This is a genomic window from Bradyrhizobium sp. (genome assembly GCF_030646015.1).
Classification (GTDB): domain Bacteria; phylum Pseudomonadota; class Alphaproteobacteria; order Rhizobiales; family Xanthobacteraceae; genus Bradyrhizobium.
In genome coordinates this window covers 1-20,416 of the sequence record NZ_JAUSLT010000188.1, presented here as the reverse complement: position 1 = coordinate 20,416, position 20,416 = coordinate 1, and the positions used below count along the sequence as shown (strand labels likewise).

Sequence of the window (20,416 nt, the reverse complement as noted above, 5' to 3'; positions counted from 1 at the left end):
GGGCTATAAGGCCCGGCGGTTTCCCGGTCAAGCCAAAACACAATGGCCGCCCGCGCGGGCGGCCTTTGCTCGGATGTGGGGCGGAACGGCCGGATCAGATCACCGGGCTCCACGGCGCCGGCACCAGCCGGTAGCCGTTGCCATCCTTCTCGACATAACCATTGGCCGGGAACGGATAGTGGAAGCCCTGGACCCGCATCTTGTCGGCCACCAGCATGTCGTAGACCTTGCGGCGGGTCGCTTCCGCCATCGCCGGGTCCTGGTCGAACATCAAATGCCAACCTGGATTGTTGACGAACAGCGCCGGAAGGTTGGTGACGTCGGACTGGATGAACACCTTGTCGGAACCGGACGACAGAATGAACGAGGTGTGGCCCGGCGTGTGGCCGAACGAAGCCACCGATTGCAGCCCGGGCGCGACGTCCTTACCCATTTCGTAGGGCGTCACCTTCTTCTTCAATCCCGCGTCGAAAACGCGACGGGCATTGGCGAATACGCCCTTCATGCGGTCGGTGGTCTGCTTGGCCATCTCGCCGTCGTCCATGAAGTACTTCCACTCGGCGGCCGGCACCAGCACTTCGGCATTCGGGAATGCCAGCACATTGTCTGCCGTCAGCAGGCCGTTGATGTGGTCGCCGTGAAAATGCGAGATGACCACGATGTCGACGGCCTTGGGATCGAGCCCGGCGGCGGCCATGTTGCTGGCGAACTGCCCGACATTGCCCTTGCTCGATGCAAAGGCAGCCGGACCGTTACCGGTGTCGACGACCACGAGCTTGCCGCCGGTATTGATGACCAGCGGCGCGAACTGGATGCTCATCCTGTCTTTCGGCATGAACGCCTTTTCGAGCGCAGCGTTGACTTCGTCCTTTTTCACGTTGAGCACGAAGGTGTCGCCGAGCGCAAAATTATTGACGCCGTCGGAGATGACGTTCACCTGCGCGTCGCCGACCTTGTAACGATAAAAACTGGGCGCCTGCTTGTCGGCCGCAGGTGCTGCGGCTTTGGCGGATATATTCGGCAGCAGCGGCGTGACGGCGAGCGCGGCGGCTCCGGCGAGTGCGTGACGTCGTGTCAGTTCCATCGTGATGTCCTCCCAGTGAGATAGTTCGATGAGCGCGGAATTCCCGTTTCTTGGCAGGGTGTCGGGCCGGCTTTACCAGTGTTCCAGGCGCAATGCGATCACACCGGTGCGGCGCAATATCTGGCATCCAAGGGGCTAACACCCCTGCCCGCGGCTTATTCCAGCCGACCGCAACTTCAGACAGCCCGCCACAGCCATCCGGCGATATGCGCCATCACATCGCCGAACAGCAGCAACACCGCCGACCAGACCAGCGCGGAGGAAAAATTCGCAATTTGAAACCGCCAGTACGGCATCTCGAATATCCCGGCAGCGAGCGGCACCGAGGCCCGCAACGGTCCGAAAAACCGCCCGATGAAAATGCTGGGCACGCCCCAGTCTTTCACAAAGGCTTCGCCGCGCGGCAATAACTCCGGATAGCGCGACAGCGGCCACATCTCGGCGACGTGTTCCTTGTATTTGAAGCCGAACCAGTAGGAGACCCAGTCGCCCAGGGCTGCGCCCAACCCGCCGGCCAGCCAGACCGGCCAGAAGCTGATGCCGCTGACGCCGATCAGCGCACCGATCGCGACCAGTGCCCCCCAGGCCGGGACCAGCAGCGATAAAAAGGCGATCGATTCGGCGAACGCCAGCACGAATACGACGGGAGCGGCCCAAACCTGATGGTCGCGCACGAAGTCAGCCAAAGCGCGCGTAAAATCTTCCATACTTGGAAAGCCTTCCCCAACTGCCCGGCCATGTGAGCGGGCATTGAGCCCTTCTGCGATCGCAATGCAAGGACAGGTAGACCAAGCCCTTCCGCGACATCAAGTCACAAAGGCGGTGACCGCACGTGAACCGCGGCTCCCTTGAACGAGCTGCCGCGCCGTCACTTTTTGAGCTCATCCGTGGCATAGTCAGGCAGACCGATTCGCTGCGCCACGGGCGCGCGCAACACATGAAGAGCCATGGCCAAATCATTGAAATCAGCTGCTAAAACCAAAGCGGACAGCGATCTGTTCGGGGGCGCCGAGCCGAAAGGCCGCGCTCCCCTCAAGGTCGCCTCGCGCGCCGCCAGCGCGGAAGCCGGCTACACCGCCGCCGATATCGAGGTGCTCGAAGGCCTCGAGCCGGTGCGGCGCCGGCCCGGCATGTATATCGGCGGCACCGACGAGAAGGCGCTGCATCATTTGTTCGCCGAAGTCATCGACAACTGCATGGACGAGGCTTTGGCCGGCCATGCCACGTTCATCGAGGTCGAACTCGGCGCCGACGGCTTCCTGACGGTGTCGGACAATGGCCGCGGCATTCCGGTCGACCCGCACCCGAAGTTTCCGAAGAAATCCGCGCTCGAAGTCATCATGTGCACGCTGCATTCCGGCGGCAAATTCGACTCCAAGGTCTATGAGACCTCGGGCGGCCTGCACGGCGTCGGCGTCTCCGTGGTCAACGCGCTGTCCTCGCGGCTCGAGGTCGAGGTCGCCCGCAGCCAGAAGCTCTACCGCATGGCGTTCGAACGCGGCCATCCCAAGGGCAAGCTCGAAGACCTCGGCAAGATCAACAACCGCCGGGGCACAAGGATCCGGTTCAAGCCGGACACCGACATCTTCGGCGCCAAGGCCGCCTTCAAGCCGCAGCGGCTGTTCAAGATGGCCCGTTCCAAGGCCTATCTGTTCGGCGGCGTCGAGATCCGCTGGCGCTGCGACCCGTCCCTGCTGAAGGGCCTCGAAGACGTCCCGGCCGAGGACACCTTCCATTTCGCGGGTGGCCTGAAGGATTACCTGGCCGCGGCCGTTCATGCCGATACCCTGGTGCATCCGGATATCTTCTCCGGCAAGTCCGGCCGGGTCGGCGCCCACGGCGCCTGCGAATGGGCGGTCGCGTGGACCGCCGACGCCGACGGTTTCCTGTCGTCCTATTGCAACACGGTGCCGACGCAGGACGGCGGCACCCATGAAGCGGGCATGCGCAGCGCGATGCTGCGCGGCCTGAAGGATCACGCCGAGCGCGTCGGCCAGGGCAAGCGCGCAGCCTCCATCGTCTCGGAAGACGTGATGGTCGGCGCCGCCGTGATGCTCAGCGTGTTCGTGCGCGAGCCCGAATTCCAGGGCCAGACCAAGGACCGCCTCGCCACCGCGGAGGCCCAGCGCATCGTCGAGCAGGCGATCAAGGACCCGTTCGACCACTGGTTGTCGGGTAATCCCCTGCAGGCCAACAAGCTGCTGGATTTCGTCATCGAGCGCGCCGACGAAAGGCTGCGCCGCCGCGCCGAGAAGGAAATCTCTCGCAAGACCGCGGTGAAAAAGCTGCGGCTGCCCGGCAAGCTCGCCGACTGCACCAATACCGCGGCCGAAGGCTCCGAATTGTTCATCGTCGAGGGTGACTCGGCCGGCGGCAGCGCCAAGCAGGCGCGCGACCGCAAGACCCAGGCCATCCTCCCCTTGCGCGGAAAGATCCTCAACGTCGCCTCCGCGACCAAGGACAAGCTCACCGCCAACGCGCAGCTCGCCGACCTGATGCAGGCGATCGGCTGCGGCATCGGCGCGCATTACCGCGAAGAGGACCTGCGCTATTCCCGCATCATCATCATGACCGACGCCGACGTCGACGGCGCGCATATCGCTTCGTTGCTGATTACGTTCTTCTACCGCCAGACGCCGCGGCTGATCGACGAAGGCCATCTCTATCTCGCGGTGCCGCCGCTCTATCGGCTGACCCACGGCGCCAAGACGGTCTACGCCCGCGACGACGCCCACAAGGACCAGCTCCTGAAGAGCGAATTCAACGCCAACGCCAAGGTCGATGTCGGCCGCTTCAAAGGCCTCGGCGAGATGATGCCGGCGCAGCTGAAGGAAACCACCATGGACCCGGCCAGGCGCACCATGCTGCGCGTGGTTCTGCTGGCCGATGACCGCGAGGGCACCGCCGATTCGGTCGAGCGGCTGATGGGCACCAGGGCCGAGGCCCGCTTCGCCTTCATCTCCGACAAGGCCGAATTCGCCAGCGAGGATCTGCTGGACGTTTAGCGTCCGGCAATCGCCTCGCAGTGCCGAAAACAGCCGGATTCCGCCTTCCAGACGGTGGATTCGGCGATTTTTTGAGCTTTTTCCCCTTTTTCGTTTTCCGGCGGGTGTGGTTCCCCCGCAACAGCATTTTTGACAGAACCGGCTATAGTTTTCGGGACAGTTTGAGATTCTGGGAATTGGAAATTTAACGCGGGTCTGGCTTCGACCGCTTTTTTACTGGGGAACGAACATGAAAAGACTGGTTGTTGCACTGACCGCGATCGCGGCATTCACCGCCCCGGCTCTCGCAGCCGACATGGCCGCCAAGGCGCCGATGCGGGCAGCTCCGGTGGCTTATGCTCCGTCATGGACCGGCTTCTGGATTTCGGGCGGTTTCGGTTATGGCATGGCGCAGTACCAGCACTCCGAGAATAACATTGCCGCGCCGTTCGCTCTCGTAAGCACGGGTCAGGACGCGGGTGGCAAGGGTTGGCTGGCCAAGGTCGGCGTCGGTGGCGACTATCAGTTCGCTGGACCTTACGGAAACTGGGTTGTCGGCGTCTTTGCGGACGCGGATTGGTCCAATATCAGCGGCCAGTACAGCATCAACACACTTGGCGTACCCGGAGCCGTTATTGGCGCTTCGAATATTACTGGCAGCTTCAGGAATGACTATTCCTGGGCCATTGGCGGTCGCATTGGTTACGTTGCCCTTCCTGGGCTTTTGACCTACTTCAACGGCGGCTATACTCAGGCGCATTTTGAAGGAAGCAGCTTCTTCAATTCGAATGTTCCCGCCGCGCCGCTCGCGACTGGGATCTCCTTGGGAAGCCACACCCGCAGTGGTTACTTCCTTGGCGGCGGCACGGAATACGCCGTGAGCCAGCTTCCCGGACTGTTCTGGAAGAACGAAGTTCGTTTCTCTGACTTCGGCAACAAGACCCACACCCTGGTTTGCACCAGCGGCGTAGGCTGCGGCGTTGGCAACGTCTTGACCCAGACCAGCCGCGTCTACGAGCAGAAGGCGACCACCGAACTCGTTTACCGCTTCAACTGGGGTGGCCCGGTCGTCGCGAAGTACTGATCTCTCCTCCCGGACTGACCAACTCGAAAGCCCCGGCATTTGCCGGGGCTTTTTTGTGCCTTGGCAAATGATGATCTGACGGAAGTCGTCGTTTCCTCCCTCTTGCCCTCCCCGCACAAGCGCAGCACTCTGGCATCCACGCGATCTCCCGCCCCACCAGCGAGCTAAACCGATGCACAAATCGCTTCTCATCGTTGGCTTCCTCGCACTCGCGATCGGGCTGCTGTGGATCGGCCAGGGCACCGGCGTGATCGCCTGGCCTGCCTCGAGCTTCATGATCAGCCAGACCCCATGGGCCTGGTACGGCGCGGCACTGGCCGCGCTCGGGCTGCTCCTGATCTGGCGCGGCAGGCGTTGAATTCGTAGGGTGGGCAAAGGCGCGTTTGCGCCGTGCCCACCATCCTTCAACGGCGCCATCGTCGATGGTGGGCACGCAAGGGCTTTGCCCACCCTACGGACTCGCGCCGCGCCAACCAACCGCAAGGACAACCCATGGCAACCAAACTCTTCGATCTCTCCGGCAAGGTCGCCATCGTCACCGGCGGCAATGGCGGTATCGGGCTCGGCATGGCGAGGGGGCTGGCGGAAGCAGGCGCCGACATCGCGGTGGTCGGGCGCAACGAAGCCAAGTCGACGGCCGCGGCTGCGGAGCTCAGGGCCTGCGGCGTCAAGGCCATTGCCGTCACCGCCGACGTCACCGACAAGGCTGATGTCGCGGCCATGGTCGAACGCGTCGCCAAGGAGCTCGGCCGCATCGACATTCTCGTCAACAATGCCGGCATCAACATCCGCAAGCCGCCGCATGCGCTCGAACTCGAGGAATGGGAAAGCGTCATCAAGACCAACCTCACCAGCGCGTTCCTGTGCTCCAAGGCAGTCCACCCCGCCATGAAGGCGGCCGGCGGCGGCAAGATCATCAATATCGGCTCGATGCTGTCGATCTTCGGCACCAGCTTCGCGCCGGCCTATGCCGCCAGCAAGGGTGGCATCATGCAGTTCACCCGCTCGTGCGCGGTGGCCTGGGCGCCCGACAACATCCAGGCCAACGCCATCCTGCCGGGCTGGATCGACACCGACCTCACCAAACGCGCCCGCGCCGAGATCGACGGGTTGCATGACAAGGTGCTGGCGCGCACGCCGGCGGGGCGATGGGGGGCCATCGCCGACTTCGCGGGCATCGCGGTGTTTCTGTCGTCGAGCGCTTCGGACTTCGTCACTGGCACGGCCATTCCGGTCGACGGCGGATTCTCGATCATGGGGTAAGCACCGGAAACGTGCGGCGCCGCCGCACGCCGTCCAGTTCGCCTTCGGGCGGGCAGCCGTCGGCCGAAATCGATCGACCTGCCGCGCGCCAAAACATACGCAATTCCGGTAAGCGGGACGACCACCGTCAGCGCATACAGCCGTAGTGGGTGAGCTGGCCGCGCCCTTTCCCAAGCGCCCACGCTCCAATGCAGGACGATCGACACCGTGTCGTCACTTCGGCGGCAAGGTCCGGGCGAAAGCCAGAACATCGATGGCGTCCTTGAGAGGAAAGCCGCGAAGGTTGATCATCGCCACGCCCGGATGTGCGTTGCGAATCTTGTGCAGTACCTCATGCGGGAAGCTGTTGGCCTCGGTGCCAATATACGCCGGCTCCTTGTCGGTGCCCCAGTTAAGTGCGCGACCGTCGAACCCGTGGCAGGCGGCGCAAGTGGTCTGGAACAGCCCGGCGCCTCGCGCAGGATCGCCTTTTGTGTTCCCGGTTTTCAGGTCGATCAGACGATCGGCATTGTCCTGGCCCCGGCTGACAAAGATCGCGACGCGGCGCAATTCCTCGTCATTGATCATGTCTTCCTTGTAGCTGTGAGGCGCAGCCCGCAGCAGCGCCATGATCCGGTTCACGTCTCGTCCGAAAGCCCGGCGTATGCCCGTGATACCGGTATACCGCTCGCCGCTGCCGTACAGTCCGTCCTTGCCGTTATAGTCCCAGCCGTGACATTCCACACAGCGCCAGGTGTTCGCGCCCGAGCGTTGCCCGCTCTTCGGATAGGCCGGGTGCGTGCTTTCGGGCTTCTTGCGATCCAGCGATTCCCACCAATTGTCGTAGATGCGCCCGCCCGCCGCGCGTAACCAGACTTCAGTGGGCTGCCGCGGCGATCCATGGATAAAGTCGGCGAGGCTGCCATGCTCCGCCGGTTCGGCGGCGCCTTTGCCTTCCTGCGCGCAAAGCCCCTGGACACCCCACAGCAGCAGGCCTGCGGCAAAAAACGCTCCGAGCGTTCGTCGGGTCGCGCCCATGGCAATATGATCTCTCAGCATCCGACCGAAGCCTATTCAGGAACCGCGCGGGTGAGCAAGCAAATATAGCCTGGATTGTTCGGGGCCGCCGGCCGTCGTCCCGGACAAGCGAGCCAACGGGTCCGGCCTCTGGCCGGCCCGATGACAGGCTCCGCGAACGCGATCCGGGTCCCGCGTTGATTCTGCATGCGCTTCACAAACAGAAAGCCCCGGACGCTGCCGGGGCTTTGAGCGTCCAGAAAAACCTGGATCAATAGCGCGCGACGACGGGCTCGCCCCATTTGTAGTTCACGCCGACCCGGACAATGCTGCCCCGATTTTGGAACGTCGTCAGACGACGATGCAACAGCGCGTGGCGGCCTGTCTAACCCTCCAGGCCCTCCCTCAATTTCCACCCGGTGTGCTCCCCCCGCAACAGCATTCAACGACAAGGTGCTGGCCCGCACGCCGGCGGCGCGCTGGGGCGACATCGCCGATTTTGCGGGGATCGCGGTGTTTCTCTCATCGTCCGCGTCGGACTTCGTCACCGGGACCGCTATCCCGGTCGATGGCGGCTTCTCGATCATGGGGTGAAGCGATGAGTTGGGCTTCTGTCCTGCGGATGACAGCTACAATGCGGACCTCACCCTGAGGAGCGGCCGCTTGGCCGCGTCTCGAAGGATGGATGTAGCGTATGGACCCGCGGCCATCCTTCGAGACGCCGCGCCAAGAGCGCGCGGCTCCTCAGGATGAGGGCTGGAATCCGGCCGTCTATCCAGCTGTGGCTGCAGCGCTACAGTTCCCTCGGCTGACTCGGGATAGTCTGTGAGTCCATTGCTTGATGGATTGGGGACAGGACATGAAAAAGACCTTGGCTGCATTGGCGGTTCTGGTTGCCGGAACGGTTGGCGCTCCCGCCGCCGACATGGCGGTCAAGGCGAGGCCCCCGGCGCCTGTGATGGCGGCGGTGTATAACTGGACCGGCTTCTACGTCGGCGGCAACATCGGTTACGGATGGGGTCAAAACACCAATCCGTTCATTTCCTTCGTCGACCCCGCCCCCGCGGTGGGCTTCGACCCCTACTTCGCGGCAGGTGGCAACGTGTTTCCGAACCTGAAGCCCGCGGGCGTGATTGGCGGCGGTCAGATCGGCTACAACTGGCAGATGAATCAGTTCGTGCTCGGCGCCGTGGCTGACTTCCAGGCTGCCGACATTCACGCTTCCGCCACGGTCGCCGTCGATCCCCCGGGTCCGGCAGTGCCAAGCCTTCAGACGCTCTCCCAGCGGCTCGATTTCCTCGGCACCGTCCGCGGCAAGGCCGGCTTCGCCTTCAATAACGTGATGCTCTATGGCACCGGCGGCCTGGCCTACGGTCGCGTCAAGAGCAGCATGACGGCCGACTTTACGCCGGGCGTAGCGATCATCTTCAACGGCACGTCTTCCGAGTGGCGCACGGGCTGGGCCGCGGGCGTCGGCGGGGAATACGGCGTCGGTCCCTGGTCGTTCGGCCTCGAATACCTGCACTACGACCTTGGACGTTCGTCGGTGACCGCGGTAGGTGTCCCGCCAACCTCCGTTGTTTTTGCGGCATCCAGCCTTACGGCAACCCAGCGCACGGCCGGCGATATCGTGCGCGGCACGATCAATTATCGCTTCGGCGCCGGCGCGGTGGTCGCGAAGTACTGACCTCCTCCGGCCTTACGATCCCAAGAGCCCCGGCGTCGCCCGGGGCTTTTTGTTGCCGGAAGTTCATCGGCGCGACGGCCAATTCTTTCAGGTCCCCGCGGAAGGCGAACGCACATGGTCCGGCCGCACGCCGAGGCTGACAAAGCCCGCCGTGATGCCTTGCAGCCACGGCAGCGCGTTGACCAGCCGCGGCGGCTGCAGCGGCTGCAGCGGCTGCCGGCGCTCCGGTTCAGGCCACCCGACGTAATGCGACAAATCAACCCGTCGGGTAAGAGTTCGCTTTTTCCGAAACCCAAATCAGCGTTATAAATCCCGCCATCCCGTCCTTGAGGCAAGGGGCGTTGGCCATCGTCACCAAACGTTGGGACGGGATTGCGGTGGACGCGACGGCATCGTGCGCGGACTGGGATCGCAGGGCGGGATAAACTCCGTGAGCGATCCTTAGAACGCGCAAGACGGACGGTGCCGAAGCGTACGGCAAAATCGTGTGGACCTGACGCCTCAGTGGTCGGCGTCAAGTCTCGCGGAGGCGCCAAGGCCCAACCGGGCTGACGTGCCGGTTTCCGCGGGGCGACGGAGGCGAGAAGAGCCCGATACTCCGGGGTGAGCGCGAGATAAGCCGTAAAGCCATTGCGCAGGGAATGTCGGATGTTCTCCGCTGCCCTGTATGCTCGTGTGCGTTTCTACTCGTGCAATTTGCACACGAGACCGCGGGTGCAGCGCGCATCCGGCATTCCCTGCTCCCTCTTCGGGGGGACAACGACAGGCAGACTTCGGGCAGAATCGTGCCGCGAGAAGGCGGACGTGTGGCTGCTCTGTTTCAAGTCGAATTCGGATATCGCCTTTGCCGGTGTCCATTCCATTGCTGGATGACCTCAGCGCCGAAAACTCTTGATCTCCGACACGCTGCCGTCGCGGTAGGTCAATTCCACCGAGACCGATCTGGTCGCGGGCGCCAGCTTCAGATAGGGCTGCGCTTCGTGCGGAATCACGCTGGGGTCCCGGGGATCACAGGGCGGCATTTTCAGCACCTTGTCCGGCACCGCCGAGTCGATGCCGACGCGCACTTCGCGGATCGCGCAGCGATACGACATCAGGTGGGTGTAATAGACCAGAAGCCCGTTGAACTCGCGGAACGACAGCCAGCTGGTCGCGGTCATGTCGAGGATCTTGCGCTGGTCGCGGATCAGGGCCGCCTCGGGGTCGAACCTGATCGGAAACGGTCCCTGCAATTCGCCCTGGGCGTCGACATAGCGGACCTGGATGGTGGCCGCCGGCGCGTCGGCGGGAAGCTCGATCGAGGGATTGGGCATCCGCTTGCGAGTGCGCGGATCGAGCGTGTCGATGAAGCCGGTCTCGCGGAAGGCGCTGGTCTCGCCGATCCGCCAGGAAATCCCCAGCGTCGGGTCGGCGATCGAGAACACCACGGTCCAGCCGCCATTGTGGCGCGAGAACGCGGCGATCGGCGCGTTGACGGAATCATTCGATGGCGCGAGGCGCTGCACCGGCGGCAGCGCCGCGACCTGCTGCAGCGGTTCGGCTGATTTGGTGGGCTGCACCGCCGCCTCGGCGGGCGCCTTGGCAAGACCGTTCAGGAACACGTCGTCGACCATCTGGTCGAAATAAACCGGGATCTGCTTGTGGCGCACGGTCTCCGCCAGTTCACTGACCAGGCGCCGCGTGCGCTGCGCGACCTGCACCAGGTTGGCGCCGGGCTCGGTGAGCTGCTTCGCAAAAGTTCGCGTGAACACCGAATTGGGATTGTCGTCATTGTTGGAGAGACGATCGAGCGCGGTCTGGCGGGGGCCCGCTGAAAAGATCGAGAACACGCCTTCCGGCAATTGCGTCATCGGCGCGAGGCCGCCGCCACCGGCGACCGCACGGGTGCCCTGGCGTTCGAACGGATTGTTGCGGCAGGCATCGAACACCAGGATAGCGGTGCGCACCTTCTTGTTCTGCAGGCGCTCGATGATGCGGTCGGCGAGAACCGAAGCATCGCGCACCAGTTCTTCCTGCCCCTCGGTCGCGGGCGGCACATCGGTCGGCAGCAGGAAATTCTGGCCCGCGATCTCAAAACCATGGCCGGCATAGAAGAAGAACGCGGTGTCGCCGGGCCCAACCGCCTTGTCGAACGCCAGCAGCGTCTGGCTGAAGGCCGCGCGCGTCTGGTTCTCCGCGACCATCACGGTAAAACCGAGCTGCTTCAGCGTATCGCCCATGGTGCGGGCGTCGTTGACCGCCTTCTGCAGTTTTGGAACGTTCCGGTAGTCGTTATTGCCGACAACAAGCGCGACGCGCTTTTCCGCCTGCGCGGGGCCGGCAAGCGCCACCAGGGCGGCCGCAACACTGGTGATTGCCAGAAATCTGGAAAGCCAACGCATCATCGAGGTCCCTGCCCGCACGACTCATCCACGGCCCGTGCCAGCCATCCTATGCCGTAGTCGGCATATCAGCGCCAACGGTTCAAACCCCGTGCCGGCAGCGGGACGCGGCTCCCCAGCGTCGAAGCGAGTGGTCCGCTACGCACGGTGATTCGACCGGTATTCCTTCAAAAACATTAAGCTTTTTCGGCCCTTCCCGCGGCGGCTCCATTGACTTTAGCCAATTCGGCCCTATGTTCCGGCCTGACGCGGCCCGGTATCGAAACGCGATACCTCGAGTAAGCCGCCTGTCTGCGTATCCGATAATCCCGAGCAAATTTGCGTGCCGTTCCGGGGTTGGGCGCGACAGTCTTTTTCCGAGATTCCAAGCGGCGGTTTCGACCAGAGGCTCAATGTCTTTTTCCCATCTCGGCTTGTCCGATAAGGTGCTCGCCGCCGTCGCGGCCACCGGTTACACCACCCCTACCCCCATTCAGGAACAGGCGATTCCCCATGTTCTGGCCCGCCGGGACGTTCTCGGCATCGCCCAGACCGGCACCGGCAAGACCGCTGCCTTCGTCCTTCCGATGCTGACCATGCTGGAAAAGGGCCGCGCCCGGGCCCGAATGCCCCGCACCCTGATCCTGGAACCGACCCGCGAGCTCGCTGCCCAGGTCAAGGAACAGTTCGATAAATACGGCGTCGGCCAGAAACTCAACGTCGCCCTCCTGATCGGCGGCGTCTCCTTCGGCGACCAGGACACCAAGCTGACGCGCGGCGTCGACGTCCTGATCGCTACGCCCGGCCGGCTGCTTGACCACACCGAGCGCGGCGGTCTGCTGCTCACCGGCGTCGAGCTGCTCGTCATCGACGAAGCCGACCGCATGCTGGACATGGGCTTCATCCCCGACATCGAACGGATCTGCAAGATGATCCCGTTCACCCGGCAGACGCTGTTCTTCACCGCGACGATGCCGCCGGAAATCCGCCGCATCACCGAAACCTTCCTGCACAATCCCGAGAAGATCGAAGTTTCCAGGCCCGCGACCACCGCCGTCGGTGTGTCCCAGTTCCAGGTCACGGTCGGCCGCGAGCCGCATGACAAGCGCGACATCCTGCGCCGCCTGCTGCGCGACGCCAAGGATCTGCAGAACGCGATAATCTTCTGCAATCGCAAGCGCGAAGTGGCGTTGCTTTACAAATCACTTCAGAAGCACGGCTTCAGCGTCGGCGCCCTGCATGGCGACATGGAGCAGTCGGCCCGCACCGCGGCGCTCGATCAATTCCGCAAGGGCGAGATTCCGCTGCTGGTCGCCTCCGACGTCGCGGCCCGCGGCCTCGACATTCCCTCGACAAGCCACGTCTTCAACTTCGACGTGCCGCATCATGCCGACGACTACGTCCACCGCATCGGACGCACCGGCCGCGCCGGGCGCGCCGGCACCGCGATCTCCCTGGTCACCGCGCTCGATCAGAAATCCATGGTCGCGATCGAAAAGCTGATCGGACAAAGCATTCCCCACATCGAGGGGATCACGGCTGCCGAGCCGGTCGATGGCGCGGCAGCGACGGACGGCGAGACCGAACGCCCGCGCCAGTCGCGCGGACGCCACGGTGCAAGAGGAGGTTCACGTGAAGGTTCACGTGAAGGTTCACGCGAAGGTTCACGCGAAGGTTCAAGGCAAGCGTCGCGCGAAAGCCCCCGTGACGGTGCACAGGAGCCCCGCAAGCCGAGACGCGAACGCGAACCCCGGCGCGGTGGCGGCGACCGTCACGCCGAGCCGAAGCCCCAGGCACCCGTGGCCGAATTCACGCCGCCAACGGCGCCGCCGCCCTCGCGCACACCGTCGATCGGGCGGGCCGAAGCACCGAAAAACAAGCACGAAGCCGCGTCCGAGCCCGCCGATCATTCGCATCTTCCGGCGTTCCTGCTGCGGCCGGTCCGCGCCAGGGTCTGAAGTCGGGTTAAAACCCGCTGAACCACGCCTAAGGACCGGTACGGAACCCGTTTACCGGTCGTTCATGATCCTCCCTTAACTTGGCGGCGATAATTTTAGTTATTGCCGCCGGAAAGTGGGCATTGCAGCCCGCTATATTGGGGACGTGATCCGTGATCAAGGTGCTCGACGAACACGAACGTACGATGGCCTTCGCCGAGGTCGCGCTCGGCCAGGTCAAGTCGCTCCGACAAACCGCCGTGCCCCGCAATTATGAAATCTGGTACGTCTACGCCACCGGATACAACTCACCGCTCAACAAGATCATCAACGAAACGCTGGCGCGCCACGGCAAGTTGACCGAAGCCGACCTCGAGCAGATCTACGAGACCTACCTTTCCCAGATCAAGACCACCGACCGCATCGACAAGGTCGGCGCGCGCGTGATCGGCGAAATCGACGACGTGATGACCCTGATCTCCGATGCCCTCGGAATGTCCGCGAGCTACGACGACAGCCTGTCCGGCGCGACCCAGAAACTCTCGGTGGCGCGCGACCGCGACCAGATCAAGGCGATCGTGGAGACGCTGGTGCAATCCACCCGCGAGATGCGCGACACCAACAAGGCGCTGGAAGACCGGCTGTCGCTGTCGAAAAACGAGATCAGCAACCTGCAGCAGAGCCTCGAGGCGATCAGGGCGGAAAGCCTGACCGATCCTTTGACCGGCCTCGGCAACCGCAAATATTTCGACCGCTCGATCGAGATGGCGGTGCAGAACGCGCTGGCCAGCGGCGAACCGCTGTCGCTGCTGATGTTCGACATCGATCACTTCAAGTCGTTCAACGATTCCTATGGCCATCTCACCGGCGACCAGGTGCTGCGGCTGGTCGGCATGTCCCTGAAACAGACCATCAAGGGCCAGGACATCACCGCCCGCTACGGCGGCGAGGAATTCGCGGTCGTGCTGCCCAACACCGCGCTGCGCCAGGCTCTGACGGTCGCCGACCACATCCGCCGCGCCGTGATGGCGAAGGAACTGAAGAAGAAATCCACCGGCGAGATTTTGGGACGGGTCACCATCTCGGTCGGCGTGTCGATGCTGAAGCCGGGCGACGATACGGATTCGCTGATCGAACGCGCCGACGGCTGCCTCTACGCCGCCAAGCGCAATGGCCGCAACCGCGTGATCTGCGAAGTCGATCCGGAATACGCCGCCGAGTCCCACAGCCAGGTGGCGTGAGGGTTTACTGCACTGTAGGGTGGGCAAAGGCGCTCTTCGCGCCGTGCCCACCATCTATAAAGGCGCTCTCAAGAATGGTGGGCACGCTTCGCTTTGCCCACCCTACGTTCTGATTTCTTTTTGACCACGCTCTTCTTGGCTGCAACCTTTTTCGCTGTGGTCTTCTTAACTGCCTTCTTCGCCTTCGGACGCTTGCGCAGCGCCGCGCGCTGGGCTGCGGCCAGGGCCGCCCTCGCCCAAACGCTCAGTTCCTCGGAATCGTCGAACAGCCGCGCCGGCAACTGCCAGTACGAATTGACGACAACGGTCTTCGCCCGCGTCTGATACGAAAACGGCTTGGAGCCTTCCGCCTCGAATTGCGGAATGGTCTGCTCGTCGGCGCGGAAGAAAAGTCCGGCGCGCAGTGCCAGCGCGAAGTTGGTGCCATCGGCGGAAATGCCGAAGCCGGAAAACATCGGGCGGATCGTCACCGGCCCGAAGTCGGAAAACAGATCAATCAGGAAATCGCGGTCCATGGATTTGCGCTCATGTCTCCACGAGTCGTCCCGGCCCTGAGCCGGGACCCATACGCCGCGGCCCCTCGTTGAGGCAAAATATGGTCGACGATCCCTGCAACAATCAACTGCGATGGTTATGGGTCCCGGCGCGGAGGCCGGGACGACGGATGATGGGCCTTTGCCCAAATCAGCCGTCTGCCTTCGCGGCCGTCAGCTGCACCGATTCGCCGCAGCCGCAGGCGCCGGTCTGGTTCGGGTTGTTGAAGATGAACTGCGCCGACATCTTGTCGGCCTTGTAGTCCATCTCGGTGCCGAGCAGGAACAGCACCGCCTTGGGGTCGATCAGGATTTTGACACCCTTGTCCTCGACGACTTCGTCGGTCGGCCGGACCTCGTGGGCGTATTCGACGGTGTAGGATTGCCCGGCGCAGCCGCCGTTCTTGATGCCGACGCGAAGCCCGACGATCTCGGAATCGGCGCGGCTGGTCAGTTCGGTAATCCGAAGGGCGGCGGCTTCGGTCAGCTTCATGACCTGCGGACGGGGGCGCGGCTTCGGCTTGGCTGCCGGTGTCGGTGAGGCGGGTGTCATATTGGTCATGTGGTCATTCCTGGCCGCCAATCAATGTCGGCGATCGTCGCTTAAAAAGTTAAGCCCAACTCCACTAACGCTTCACCACATATTGAGGACGAGTCGCGCCTCGTCGGTCATGCGATCCGGCGTCCATGCCGGCTCCCAGACCAGATTGACATTGACCACACCGACGCCGGGGACGCTGGCGACCGCGTTCTCCACCATCTGCGGCAGTTCGCCCGCCGCCGGACAGTTCGGCGTCGTCAGCGTCATCATGACGTCGACCGAGCGGTCGTCCTTGATGTCGACCTTGTAGATCAGGCCGAGTTCGTAGACGTCAGCCGGAATTTCCGGATCGAACACGGTTTTCAGCGCAGCCACGATTTCGCCGCCGAGACGTTCGGTCTCCTCGGGCGGCAGCGCCGAACTGGTTTCCATGTTGCTGGTCTTGTCTTCCAGACCGGCTTCAAGGTTTTTGGCTTCGATGGTGTCGGTCATGAAAACAGTTCCCGGGCCTTGATCAGCGCCTGTGCCAGATGGTCGACTTCTTCGCGGGTATTATACATCCCGAATGAGGCGCGGCACGTCGCCGTCACGTTGAACCGCTCTAAAAGCGGCATCGCGCACTGGGTGCCGGCGCGCACCGCTATGCCCTGCCGGTCGATCACGGTGGCGACATCGTGGGCATGCGCGCCCTTCATCTCGAACGAGATCACCGGGCCCTTGGCCTTCGCGGTGCCGATCAGGCGCAGCGAATTGATTTCGCGCAGCCGATCCTGGGCATAGGTCAACAGATCGTGCTCGTGCGCGGCGATGCGCTCCTTGCCGATCGAATTGACGTAATCGATCGCCGCGCCAAGCCCGATCGATTCCACGATCGCGGGTGTTCCCGCCTCGAATTTGTGCGGCGGATCGCCATAGGTGACAAAGTCCCTGGCCACTTCGCGGATCATCTCGCCGCCGCCATTGAAGGGGCGCATCGCCACCAGATGCTCGTACTTGGCATAGAGCACGCCGATGCCGGTCGGGCCGTACAGCTTGTGGCCGGTGAAGACGTAGAAATCGGCGTCGATATCCTGCACGTCGATCGCCATGTGCACGGCGGCCTGGCTGCCGTCGACCAGCACCTTGATGCCGCGGGCATGGGCTAGTTTTACCACTTCCTTGACCGGCACGACGGTGCCGAGCGCATTCGACATCTGGGTGATCGCGACCAATTTGGTGCGGTCAGTCAGCAGCTTCTCGAACTCGTCGATCAGGAAATTGCCTTCGTCATCCACCGGCGCCCACTTGATCACCGCGCCGTGACGTTCCCTGAGGAAATGCCAGGGCACGATGTTGGAATGGTGCTCCATGATCGAGAGCACGATCTCGTCGCCCGCCCCAATGTTGGGCTCACCCCAGGAAGACGCCACGAGATTGATCGCCTCGGTGGCGTTGCGGCTGAAGATGATCTCTTCGGTGCGGCCGGCGTTGAGAAACTTCGCCACTTTTTCGCGGCCGCCCTCATACGCTTCGGTCGCGGCATTGGCGAGGTAATGCAGCCCGCGATGCACGTTGGCATATTCGGACTTGTAGGCCTGCGTCATGCGGTCGAGCACCGCATTGGGCTTCTGCGCCGAGGCCGCGTTGTCGAGATAGACCAGCGGCTTGCCATAGATCTTGAGCGCCAGCGCGGGAAAATCCTCCCGCACCCTCGCGACATCATATGAACCGTTCAGGACTGCCGGATGCATGGTCAACCCCGTGCTTCCAGCCAGCGCTGGGCCGCCGATATCGCGAGTTCGCGCAAGGCATCATTGGCGATCTGCTCGATCGCCTCGCCGGCGAAAGCCTGGATCAGCAGCGCCTGGGCTTCCTTTTCGGAAAGCCCGCGCGCGCGCAGGTAAAACAGCAGGCTCTCGTCCAGCGCGCCGGTGGTGGCGCCATGTCCACACGTCACGTCGTCGGCAAAGATTTCAAGCTCCGGCTTGTTGTCGGCCTCGGCCTCGTCGGACAGCAGCAGCGCCCGCGTCATCATCCTGGCGTCGGTCTTCTGCGCCTTGGGGCGGACGATGATGCGGCCCTGGAATACCGAATGGCCGCGGTCGTCGACGACGGCACGAAAAATCTCGCGGCTCGAGCAGTTCGGCACCGCGTGATCGAGGAACAGCGTGGTGTCGGCGTGCTGGCGGCCATTGAGCAGGTTGACGCCGTTGGTCTCGACCCGGGAGCCCTCGCCCGCCACCGCGATGACGGCCTGGTAGCGGCTGACCAGCGAGCCGGTGTTCATTCCGAAGGTGTTGAAATGCGCGTTGGCGCCGAGCGTCACGACCGCGGAGGAAATATTGAAGGCCTCGCGGCTGTCCTCGATCAGGCGCACATGGTCGAGCCGCGCGCCATCGCCGATCGCAACGATGAGGGAGTCATGGACCTGATAGGCTTTTGCACCTTCGGCGCCGATATAGCTTTCCACCAAGGTCGCGCTGGCGTGTTTGCCGAGGCGGATCAGGGAGCGCGTGAACATCGCTGCGGGCGCAGCCCCGCTGGCGATATGAACGATATGCAGCGGCAGCGGGATGACAGCGTTGTCGCCGACCTCGATCACGACGCCATCGGTCATCATCGCGCTGTTGAGCGCCACCATGGCATCGGAATTGTCGGGCGAGAACAGCTGCGCCTGCGAGGCAGCGTCGCCGGATTCCAGCGCCTCGCGCAGCGTGCGGATGTTGATGTCCTTGCCGAGATCGGAAGTCTCGGACAGTGTTGGCGCGAACACGCCGTCCACCAGCACCACCTTGCGTACGCCCGCGATGGCGTGAAGTTTCAAGGCCGCGGCCGCGCGCTTCAGCGCCTCGGCATCCGGCGCCGCCGCCAGCGGCAGCACTTCGCGCATCAGCACGCGCAGATCGGTGTATTTCCAGTCCTCGATCCGCCGGTGCGGCAGACCCAGACGCTCATGGGCTTCCAGCGCCTGCCGCCTGAGATCGGCAACCTTGCCTGTGCCGGGCAACCGGTCCCGTGCCACGGCGATGATATCGCTCTTGGCGTGGGCGGCTTCGGTCTTGGCCAGTACTACGTTCATCACAAAATCCGTCTCTCGCTCAGGCCGCGTCTTCGAACTGGGCGTAGCCGGAAGCTTCCAACTCCAACGCCAGTTCCTTGCCGCCGCTCTTCACGACCTTGCCCTTCGACATCACGTGGACGAAATCCGGCACGATGTAGTTCAGCAGCCGCTGGTAATGCGTGATCACCACCATGGCCCGATCCGGCGAACGCAGCGCGTTGACACCGTCGGCGGCGACCCGCAGCGCGTCGATGTCGAGCCCGGAATCCATCTCGTCGAGGATGCACAGGCTGGGCTCGAACAGCGCCATCTGCAGAATCTCGTTGCGCTTCTTCTCGCCGCCGGAGAACCCGACATTGACGCCACGGCGCAGCATGTCCTGCGGAATGTTGAGGGAAGCCGCGACGCTGCGCACCTTCTTCAGAAAATCGGGCGTGGAGAATTCGCTCTCGCCGCGCGCCTTGCGCTGGGCGTTCAGCGCGGTGCGCAGGAACGTCATGGTGGCGACGCCGGGGATCTCGACCGGATACTGGAACGCCAGGAAGACGCCCTTGGACGAGCGCACGTCCGGCGACATTTCCAGGAGGTTCTCGCCCTTGAACAGGATCTCGCCGCCGGTGACTTCGTAACCGGGTTTGCCGGCGATGACATGTGACAGCGTCGACTTGCCGGAGCCGTTCGGCCCCATGATGGCGTGCACTTCGCCGGGGTTCACCGTGAGCGACAGCCCGTGGAGAATCTCACGCTCCTCGACACGGACCTGCAGATTTTTGACTTCGAGTAGTGACATCAACTCTATCCTTAAACTTAATCGGCCAGTTCGAGGCGCTTCTCGATGCGCTCCAGACGGTTCTTGATTCCTGCGATGTCGACGTGATCATGTTCCTGAATGGTCATCATCCCCGTCATATGCTGACGCATGGCGGTTATCTCGACTCGCATCGTTTGCATCTCGTTGACGAGCTCGCCCATGTCGCCCCTGATCGCGCGAAGTTGTTCCAGCACGAGATTTTCAGGGTGAACCATCAGCCCACGCTCCCCTCCAGCGAGATCGAGATCAGCTTCTGCGCTTCCACCGCAAACTCCATCGGCAGTTGCTGCAGCACATCCTTCACAAAACCGTTGACGACGAGGCCGACGGCTTCTTCCTGGGAGAGGCCGCGCTGCACGCAGTAGAACAGCACGTCTTCCGAAATCTTCGAGGTGGTGGCTTCGTGCTCGAACAGCGCGGATGAGTTCTTCGCCTCGATATAAGGCACGGTGTGCGCGCCGCACTTGTCGCCGATCAGCAGCGAATCGCAGGCGGTGAAGTTGCGCGCGCCGGTGGCCTTGCGGTGGGCGGTGACGAGGCCGCGATAGGTGTTTTGGGAGACGCCGGCGGCAATGCCCTTGCTGATGATCCGGCTCGTCGTGTTCTTGCCGAGATGGATCATCTTGGTGCCGGAATCGACCTGCTGATGGCCGTTCGAAATCGCAATCGAATAGAACTCGCCACGCGAATTGTCGCCGCGCAGGATGCAGCTCGGATATTTCCAGGTGATGGCCGAGCCGGTCTCGACCTGGGTCCAGGAAATTTTCGAGTTGTTGCCACGGCAGTCGCCACGCTTGGTGACGAAATTGTAGATGCCGCCGACCCCTTCGGAATTGCCGGGATACCAGTTCTGCA

General features: G+C 63.2%; 20 protein-coding genes and 1 pseudogene. 8 read left to right on the top strand and 13 right to left on the bottom strand.

The window, feature by feature from the left end; translation table 11 throughout:
* Positions 1-94 precede the first annotated feature (94 nt).
* Positions 95-1,084, bottom strand: coding sequence for an MBL fold metallo-hydrolase (locus tag Q7T45_RS26925; RefSeq protein WP_304875031.1), 990 nt, complete (start codon positions 1,082-1,084; stop codon positions 95-97).
* 176 nt (positions 1,085-1,260) lie between these two features.
* Positions 1,261-1,791, bottom strand: a complete 531-nt coding sequence (locus Q7T45_RS26920) for a DedA family protein (protein WP_304875029.1) — start codon at positions 1,789-1,791, stop codon at positions 1,261-1,263.
* Between the two features lie 240 nt (positions 1,792-2,031).
* Between Q7T45_RS26920 and parE the strand changes: the two genes are divergently transcribed.
* The 4 genes from parE to Q7T45_RS26900 all read left to right on the top strand — a co-directional run bounded on the left by parE (position 2,032) and on the right by Q7T45_RS26900 (position 6,415).
* Entirely contained in the window at positions 2,032-4,089 is a 2,058-nt protein-coding gene (parE, locus tag Q7T45_RS26915; protein ID WP_304875027.1) for a DNA topoisomerase IV subunit B, read from the top strand.
* A 229-nt stretch (positions 4,090-4,318) separates the two neighbouring features.
* On the top strand, positions 4,319-5,152 hold the full coding sequence (locus Q7T45_RS26910) for an outer membrane protein (RefSeq protein ID WP_304875025.1): 834 nt from the start codon (positions 4,319-4,321) through the stop codon (positions 5,150-5,152).
* Between the two features lie 172 nt (positions 5,153-5,324).
* A complete protein-coding gene (locus Q7T45_RS26905) occupies positions 5,325-5,510 on the top strand; it encodes a hypothetical protein (RefSeq protein ID WP_304875024.1) in 186 nt (61 codons plus the stop codon).
* 134 nt (positions 5,511-5,644) lie between these two features.
* Positions 5,645-6,415: an SDR family NAD(P)-dependent oxidoreductase gene (locus tag Q7T45_RS26900; protein ID WP_304875023.1), complete on the top strand. Its 771-nt coding sequence runs from the start codon at positions 5,645-5,647 to the stop codon at positions 6,413-6,415.
* 213 nt (positions 6,416-6,628) lie between these two features.
* On the opposite strand, the gene Q7T45_RS26895 is transcribed toward Q7T45_RS26900, so the two are convergent.
* Complete coding sequence (locus Q7T45_RS26895) at positions 6,629-7,432, bottom strand: c-type cytochrome (RefSeq protein WP_304875022.1); 804 nt, start codon at positions 7,430-7,432, stop codon at positions 6,629-6,631.
* 423 nt (positions 7,433-7,855) lie between these two features.
* On the opposite strand from Q7T45_RS26895, the pseudogene Q7T45_RS26890 reads away from it, so the two are divergent.
* Positions 7,856-8,005: pseudogene (locus tag Q7T45_RS26890) on the top strand (SDR family oxidoreductase); the annotation flags it as partial.
* A gap of 265 nt (positions 8,006-8,270) precedes the next feature.
* Positions 8,271-9,098, top strand: a complete 828-nt coding sequence (locus Q7T45_RS26885; RefSeq protein WP_304875021.1) for an outer membrane protein — start codon at positions 8,271-8,273, stop codon at positions 9,096-9,098.
* Between the two features lie 87 nt (positions 9,099-9,185).
* On the opposite strand, the gene Q7T45_RS26880 is transcribed toward Q7T45_RS26885, so the two are convergent.
* A complete protein-coding gene (locus Q7T45_RS26880; protein ID WP_304875050.1) occupies positions 9,186-9,353 on the bottom strand; it encodes a hypothetical protein in 168 nt (55 codons plus the stop codon).
* 620 nt (positions 9,354-9,973) lie between these two features.
* Positions 9,974-11,479, bottom strand: coding sequence for a caspase family protein (locus Q7T45_RS26875; protein WP_304875048.1), 1,506 nt, complete (start codon positions 11,477-11,479; stop codon positions 9,974-9,976).
* 392 nt (positions 11,480-11,871) lie between these two features.
* Here Q7T45_RS26875 and Q7T45_RS26870 point away from each other — a divergent pair, with 392 nt between their 5' ends.
* Together Q7T45_RS26870 and Q7T45_RS26865 are read left to right on the top strand one after the other, a co-directional pair.
* Positions 11,872-13,416: a DEAD/DEAH box helicase gene (locus tag Q7T45_RS26870; RefSeq protein WP_304875020.1), complete on the top strand. Its 1,545-nt coding sequence runs from the start codon at positions 11,872-11,874 to the stop codon at positions 13,414-13,416.
* Between the two features lie 152 nt (positions 13,417-13,568).
* Positions 13,569-14,636 (top strand): GGDEF domain-containing protein, encoded by a 1,068-nt coding sequence (locus tag Q7T45_RS26865; protein WP_304875018.1) that lies wholly within the window; start codon positions 13,569-13,571, stop codon positions 14,634-14,636.
* Positions 14,637-14,704: 68 nt separating this feature from the next.
* Here Q7T45_RS26865 and Q7T45_RS26860 read toward each other — a convergent pair whose 3' ends face one another.
* The 8 genes from Q7T45_RS26860 to Q7T45_RS26825 form a co-directional block, all read right to left on the bottom strand.
* Positions 14,705-15,151: a TfoX/Sxy family protein gene (locus Q7T45_RS26860; protein WP_304875016.1), complete on the bottom strand. Its 447-nt coding sequence runs from the start codon at positions 15,149-15,151 to the stop codon at positions 14,705-14,707.
* A 169-nt stretch (positions 15,152-15,320) separates the two neighbouring features.
* Complete coding sequence (locus Q7T45_RS26855) at positions 15,321-15,731, bottom strand: iron-sulfur cluster assembly accessory protein (protein ID WP_304875014.1); 411 nt, start codon at positions 15,729-15,731, stop codon at positions 15,321-15,323.
* Positions 15,732-15,803: 72 nt separating this feature from the next.
* Entirely contained in the window at positions 15,804-16,202 is a 399-nt protein-coding gene (locus Q7T45_RS26850; protein WP_304875012.1) for an SUF system Fe-S cluster assembly protein, read from the bottom strand.
* Positions 16,199-17,446 (bottom strand): cysteine desulfurase, encoded by a 1,248-nt coding sequence (locus tag Q7T45_RS26845; protein WP_304875011.1) that lies wholly within the window; start codon positions 17,444-17,446, stop codon positions 16,199-16,201. The genes Q7T45_RS26850 and Q7T45_RS26845 overlap by 4 nt, the downstream gene beginning before the upstream one ends.
* On the bottom strand, positions 17,443-18,768 hold the full coding sequence (gene sufD / locus Q7T45_RS26840; RefSeq protein WP_304875010.1) for a Fe-S cluster assembly protein SufD: 1,326 nt from the start codon (positions 18,766-18,768) through the stop codon (positions 17,443-17,445). Before sufD ends, Q7T45_RS26845 begins: the two co-directional genes overlap by 4 nt.
* A gap of 19 nt (positions 18,769-18,787) precedes the next feature.
* Positions 18,788-19,540, bottom strand: a complete 753-nt coding sequence (sufC, locus tag Q7T45_RS26835) for a Fe-S cluster assembly ATPase SufC (RefSeq protein WP_304875009.1) — start codon at positions 19,538-19,540, stop codon at positions 18,788-18,790.
* Between the two features lie 17 nt (positions 19,541-19,557).
* The gene (locus Q7T45_RS26830; protein ID WP_304875007.1) at positions 19,558-19,776 is read right to left on the bottom strand and encodes a hypothetical protein; all 219 of its coding nucleotides are present in this window, start codon (positions 19,774-19,776) and stop codon (positions 19,558-19,560) included.
* Positions 19,776-20,416, bottom strand: a 641-nt coding sequence (locus Q7T45_RS26825) for a SufD family Fe-S cluster assembly protein (RefSeq protein WP_304875005.1), incomplete at its 5' end; no start/stop codon positions are given. The genes Q7T45_RS26825 and Q7T45_RS26830, both read right to left, overlap by 1 nt.